5 protein-coding genes are annotated in these 6,433 nt (G+C 49.2%); 3 read left to right on the top strand and 2 right to left on the bottom strand.

All coding sequences use genetic code 11. The features are described from left to right. Positions 1 to 540: 540 nt before the first annotated feature. The 3 genes from Q0Y46_RS14690 to Q0Y46_RS14680 all read left to right on the top strand — a co-directional run bounded on the left by Q0Y46_RS14690 (position 541) and on the right by Q0Y46_RS14680 (position 4,284). The gene (locus tag Q0Y46_RS14690) at positions 541 to 1,974 is read left to right on the top strand and encodes a hypothetical protein (RefSeq protein WP_297948552.1); all 1,434 of its coding nucleotides are present in this window, start codon (positions 541 to 543) and stop codon (positions 1,972 to 1,974) included. Between the two features lie 137 nt (positions 1,975 to 2,111). Next, positions 2,112 to 2,930, top strand: coding sequence for a TIGR02147 family protein (locus Q0Y46_RS14685; RefSeq protein WP_295684916.1), 819 nt, complete (start codon positions 2,112 to 2,114; stop codon positions 2,928 to 2,930). A gap of 1 nt (position 2,931) precedes the next feature. Next, positions 2,932 to 4,284, top strand: a complete 1,353-nt coding sequence (locus Q0Y46_RS14680) for a hypothetical protein (protein WP_297948549.1) — start codon at positions 2,932 to 2,934, stop codon at positions 4,282 to 4,284. Positions 4,285 to 4,305: 21 nt separating this feature from the next. On the opposite strand, the gene rph is transcribed toward Q0Y46_RS14680, so the two are convergent. Beyond that, a complete protein-coding gene (rph, locus tag Q0Y46_RS14675; protein WP_295684922.1) occupies positions 4,306 to 5,031 on the bottom strand; it encodes a ribonuclease PH in 726 nt (241 codons plus the stop codon). A gap of 39 nt (positions 5,032 to 5,070) precedes the next feature. Continuing rightward, positions 5,071 to 5,922 carry a prephenate dehydratase gene (gene pheA, locus Q0Y46_RS14670; protein WP_297948546.1) on the bottom strand — a complete coding sequence of 284 codons (852 nt, stop codon included), beginning with the start codon at positions 5,920 to 5,922 and terminating at the stop codon, positions 5,071 to 5,073. Positions 5,923 to 6,433: the final 511 nt, after the last annotated feature.

Below are 6,433 nucleotides of genomic sequence, written 5' to 3'. Positions count from 1 at the left end.
TAGTTGAGTTATCCTCTATGAGGAGTAGCGAGAGTACAAGTAGACAGTAGGAAGTTATGTCATTGCGAGGGGTGAAACCCCCGAAGCAATCTCCATCAGAGAATCTAGGGGCTAGGATCTAGAGACTAGGGAGAAATATCACGGCTTCGCCGTCTTATATTGACGCACGAAGTGCGTGATTCTTTTCACTAGCCTCCCACCTAAAGGTGGCCATGCCCACATAAGTGCTAAAGCACTAAGTGGTCAAAGGTATTCTCTATTCTCTAGCCTCACACCTCATAGCTCATTGCTCACTGCTCGCACCTCATGCATGTATCATGAAAATACAAATTTTTTAGAATGTGTATTTTTATTGAAAATTTGAATAAAAATCAAAGAAAATGTATCATTAATTTGTTTGCTTTCTAGAATTTTGTTGTATATTTATAGCCACACGGGTGATTGTCTAAAGTTCTAGAAAAATTGCCTGAGTGCCCTGCCTTTATGGAATTGAGGGCTGGATAAACAACAAAGCCACTAAGGTGGATGGAGGTTAAAAACATGAAAAGAATAATCGGATTACCGATGCTTGCTGTATTGTTTGGCCTTTTCGGATGTTCCGAAGGGTTGGATACGGCAAACGTTGCTCAAGAAAATGGGGGTGTTTCGCAAGATGGTGTTGTAGCCAAGAGGTCTGCATATCCGCAGCCGCCTTCGACAAATTCTGCGGAGGCTTGCCTTTGGAACGGAAGCGAAGGCATGGAATTCGTCAATACGGGTTTCACTGGAGTCAATGCCGGGCTCTGGTATAACTATGACGATATGGCGGTAGGAGGATTTTCCCGCATAATTTGGCCTATACCTATCGCGAGTCCCGATGATGCCGGTTTTGCTAAGGTCCTTTCGGATAGGTATGGCTCCATTACAGGTACGGCTGAACTGGAGAAATACTCGTCGGATAAGGGCTTTGTGGGCGTAGGCTTCATCATGGCTGAAGATTCTGTAGATGGACAAGTTCCTAGGATAGTTGATATCAGCGATTGGGGCGGCCTCTGTGTTACTTATTCTGCCGAGAGGAACATGGGCTTGCTCCTGGGCAAAGGAAATGATGACATTCTTCGTGCGCAGCTTGAACCAAGCCAAGGTCTTGTTGAAAAGTGCATTGCGTGGAGTGAATTTGAGAATGTATCCTCAAATATAAGCACATCTAACGACGAACTTGCTAAAGAAATCAGCTTCGTGAGATTCTTGCTGGAAAGTGATTCCGTCATAAGTGTTAATTTCATGATAGCAGCTGTCGGTAAGTATTCTGCAGGTGCGTGCATTGTGAATTCCTCCATCAATTTGTCAAGTTCTTCCGAATCCAGTGGACTCGTCACTTCGAGCAGCAGCGAAGAAATGGCTAAACCCTCCTTCAGAGGGGTGTATGATCTTTGGTATGGGCCGGATGGTGCTTATCGGGTCAATACTGAACTTTTTGATGAAACGGAAACGGGCGGATACTGGTTCCCCATTGAAGATACCCATCCTGATCAGGCATCAAGAATTATCTGGCCTGTGCCGAAGGGGGATGCCTATGACAGCGAATCTCTTGCTCCGATTGTAGATTATTGCGGTGGAATTTGCGGTACCCTGAAATTTGTAGACAAAGGATTTGCCGGAGTCGGCTTCAGTATTGTCAGCAGGCAAGACGATGGCTTGATGAAGAAGGGCGACATTAGGGATTGGGATGGGCTCTGCGTGACTTATTCTTCGGACATGGAAATATATGTCGTGATGAATAGTGCGGAATATGACAATCCAGATTCGCTTATGAGTATGCCGATGGTGGTGCTTCCTTTGACTCGCGACGTGACAACGAAATGTGCAAAATGGAGTGATTTTGCGTTCGGTACAGGTTCGGGAGATCCTTCCCAGGTGTCTTCGCTGCTGTTTGTTTCTATAGGATCGACAGAACGGAGTGATTTTAACATTGTGGGATTGGGCAAGTACTAGTTTTTTCATTTCGTGATTGTATCATGAAAGTGTGAAAATTTTAAATGGTCCTTTTTTGATTAAAAATTTCCGTGATATGGTGTAAATTGTATCACGGAATGTTTGCTATTCTTGTTGAATAAAGTATATTTATGGTTGTGAAACCAATTACAGAGTACCAAGACTATCGGCGGTATATGCAAGACTATTACGACGAGCGTAAGCGCGTTTCGTCGTTTTCGTGGCGTGAATTCGCTCGTTCAGCAGGCTTTTCGTCGCCGACGTATTTGAAATTGGTTTGTGAAGGTAAGACCCGCCTTTCTTTGGCTGGGGCCGAGAATGTAGGGGCCGCTTTGCATTTGGCTGGCTTTGAGTTGGACTATTTCAAGTCCATGGTTGCTTATTGCCATGCAGAAACGGATCTGGAAAAAAAGAAAGCCTTCGAGACCATGCTGGAACTGGCAAGGAACAACAAGGTAAAAATTGTCGATGGCGAAGCCTTCAAGTATTTTGAATCGTGGGTTCATTCTGTCGTGAGAGAATTGGCTCCGGTCATGCCCGGTGCAAAACCTCTTGATATCGCAAGGCGATGCTGCCACGAAGTGACGGCAGGCGAGGTTCGCGAATCGCTTGACTTTATGGTGAAAAACGGTCTCCTCAAAAAGGAAGGCGAAGCCTATGTGCAAGTAGACCGGCACTTGAAGGGAACATCGGCAGTAATGCCGGTTGCTTTGCGAACCATGCACCGAGAAATGGCGGAATTTGCCAAGGATGCTATAGACAAGTTTCCTCCCTCCGAAAGAAATTTTACGGGCCTTATCATGGGCCTTTCTGCCGAAGATTATAAACAAATTTTGCAGGAACTGGATGCTTGCAGGAAAAAGATTGCACGTATAGCTTTGAATAGTCGGGGCACGGAACGTGTTTATAGACTGAATTTACAGTTGTTCCCGCTGACGTGGGAGGAGGACAAATAAGATGTTGAAAAAGTCTTTCGGGCTTTTGATGAGTGCTTGCTTGTATGTTTTCTTTGCATGTTCCGATGAGGATGTCGCTGGCGTTACGGAGCAGGAAAATGCAATTGCGTTTGAAGTAGATACTCCGAATAGCTACGATTTGTGGTCTTTTGAAGCTTATCGTATAAATACAGGAACCGACGATGCTGGAAACTGGTTTAGTTACGACAATACAGAAAAGGGGCAGAGGGCGCGCGTGGTGCTGCCTGCAAAGACGGATTCCGTGCTGACCGATGAGGATATGGCGGCGGTCATTGATTCTTGCGGAGGATTGTGTGGAACGGTTGAATTTGATGATTCATCGGATTCTGCAAGCGCCGGCATCGGCTTTACGCTTGGCAAAGAAAATTCCACATTGGATGTGTCGGCGTGGAATGGTCTTTGCGTGACGTATGAATCTGAACTAGCCATGAAGATGAAGCTAAAACAGGGACTGAACGGAGACGAAACTGCGAATGACGATCGGTTTGTTGAATTCCCGAAGGTTGCACGGTTCAGCACGCATTGTGCAAAATGGGATGAATTTAGTAAGGGTGCTGCGAAAAAACTCAGGGCTGTTCTCTTTGAATTTATGGGTGGTTCGAAAAAGGCAGGGTCGTTCAATATCAAGGGTATAGGCTCATACAAGGATATCGTTCGTCAACAGAGCGAACCGCCTCGGTCTTCTTCGTCTGTGGAATCGTCTTCGTCGAGCAATAAGAAAACATGTCTGTGGAATGGAACCAAGGGCATGGAATTTGTAAATACGGGTTTCACCGGTGACAATGCCGGACTCTGGTATAGCTATGATGATGGTGAGGCTAGAGGCATGTCTGTTATACATTGGCCCAAATCCATCGAGAGTCCTAATGATGCCGGTTTTGCAAAGGTTCTTTCTGATGCTTATGGCTCCATTACAGGTACGGCTGAACTGGAAAAAGGATCTTCCGAAAAGGCTTATGCAGGTATAGGTTTCATCATGGCTGAAGATACGGTAGAAGGCAGGCTACTTCCTAGGGCCGTTGATATCCGTGATTGGGGAGGCTTATGTGTTACCTATTCATCCAGCGGAAAAATGGGATTATTGTTGGGCAAGGAAGATGATGATGTTCTTCGTGCGCAACTTGAACCGAGTCAAAGTCTTGTTGGGAAGTGTATTGCGTGGAATGAATTCGAGAATATATCCATGAACGCAAGTACTTCGAATGATGAACTCGCGAAGGAAATCTCTGTAGTAAGATTCCTTTTTGAAAGTGATTCTTCGTCTGAGAGCGTGGATTTCTCGATTGCGGCAGTCAGCACGTACGCCCCTGAAGGGGTGTGCAATGATAAATAAGGCTGTTTTGTTGAACTGCGATTAGGGCAGTTCACCGCCAATCAATTCCATCTGCTTTTTGAAGATGTCCTTACATGCGTTCTCGCCCAGGTCGAGGAGCGTGTTGAGCATGTTGCGGTCGAAACTGGCGTGTTCGCCCGTGCCTTGCACTTCGATGAAGTTCTTCGCGTCTTGCATCACGACGTTCATGTCGACATCGGCGGCGGAGTCTTCTACATAGCACAAGTCGCAGAGCGGCTTGCCATCGACGACTCCCACGGAGATTGCGGTGATGCCGTGCTTGAGGATTTGTTGCGTGATGCCGAGGCGTTCCTTGATTTTCTTGAGCGCGATGGCGAGGGCGACAAAACCGCCGATGATGCTTGCGGTGCGGGTGCCGCCGTCAGCTTCGATGACGTCGCAATCGACGACGATTGCGTTCTCGCCGAGGGCGGCGAGATCGGCGGCACCGCGGAGGGAACGGCCCACCAAGCGCTGGATTTCTTGCGTGCGGCCACTGGCTCCCTTGCGTTCGCGTTCCACGCGCTTGCCCGTGCTCTGCGGGAGCAGGGAGTATTCGGCGGTAATCCAGCCCGTGCCGCGGCCGGCGAGCCAGTCGGGGACCTTCGGGAGGAGGGTTGCGTTGCAGATGACGCGGGTGCGTCCCATCTCGATGAGCACGGAACCGTCGGCACTGGAGATGAAGCCGGTGGTCATCTTGAGGTTGCGGTATTCGTCAAATTTGCGGTCAGTACGTTCGTAAGCCATAATTGCTCCAATTATCAATCATCCATCATCAATTATCAATTAATAACTCAACTTCTCCGTCGTGCCTTCGCGGAAGCTTCCGAGGCGGTACACGAAGTCGCAGTAGCTCTGGAGTTCTTCCAGCGCTTCGACGACGGTGGCGTCTTTCGGGTTGCCTTCGAAGGAGAGATGGAATATGTATTCCCACGGGCGGTCGGGATGCGGGCGGCTCTCGATGCGGGTGAGGTTCAGGTCGCGCTTGGCAAAGCAACCGAGTGCTGCATGGAGCGCACCGGATCTGCCGGAATCGCTGAGCATGAACAGCAGAGTCGTCTTGATTTTGCCCGTTTCGGGGAGAGGGTTCGCCACTTTTTGGATGGCATAAAACCGGGTGAAGTTCACCCCCGGCAAGTTCTCAATGCCCTCGGCCAGAATGTCGAGTCCATAGAACTTGCCGGCGTAGGCGCTCGCGATCGCGCCTACGGTTTTATCGCCACGCTTGGCGACTTCTTCGGCACTGCCAGCGGTGTCGTAGAACGCTGTGCTTTTGATGTTCGGGTTGCGCCCGAAAAAGCGGCTGCACTGCGCAAGACCTTGCGGGTGGCTCAGCACTTCTTTGATATCCTCGAGTTTTGTCCCGGGGAGAGCGCAAAGGCTGTGCGAAATCTGCAATTTGACTTCGCCCACGATGGGGTGGCGCCACTTGTACAACAAATCGTAGTTGTCGTAGATGGAACCCGCGGTGGAGTTTTCGATGGGGATGGCCCCGCCGTCCACGGCGCCGGTCTCAATGCCCTGGAAAATCTGCTCGAAGGTATCCATCGGGATGACTTCGATATCGTTTCCGAACAAGTGATAGGCGGCGCTTTCGCTGTAGGCCCCGCGACGGCCCTGAAATGCGATTTTCTTCATAGTGGGAAAGATAGAAAAAGAGGGAATAGGATCTAGGGACTAGAATCTAGGGATTTGTCATTCGCGGGCGCATGACTCGTCGGCTCAGCCATGCCGAAACGCAAGCGTTTTGGCGTGGCATTCGCCTTGGTTGTCATTGCGAAGGGCGAAGCCCTGAAGCAATCTCAAGGATAAGGATCTAGGGGCTATGAGGTCGGCACTTCGTGCCTTTGAGGTGTGAGGTCGGTCGCTACGCTCCCTTCGAGGTGCGAGGATGTAGAATGTGGTTAGTAAACAGTGGTTGGTGGTTAGGGGGGAACAGGATCTAGAATCTAGGGATTTGTCATTCGCAGGCGCATGACTCGTCGGCTCAGCCATGCCGAAACGCAAGCGTTTTGGCGTGGCATTCGCCTTGGTTGTCATTGCGAAGGGCGAATAGCCCTGAAGCAATCTCCATTAGAGGATCTAGAGGCTAGGATCTAGAGGCTAGGGAGAAATATCACGGCTTCGCCGTCTGTTATTGACGCACGAA

Source organism: uncultured Fibrobacter sp., from assembly GCF_947305105.1.
Taxonomy (GTDB): Bacteria; Fibrobacterota; Fibrobacteria; order Fibrobacterales; family Fibrobacteraceae; genus Fibrobacter.
This window is presented reverse-complemented; position numbering and strand designations above follow the sequence as displayed.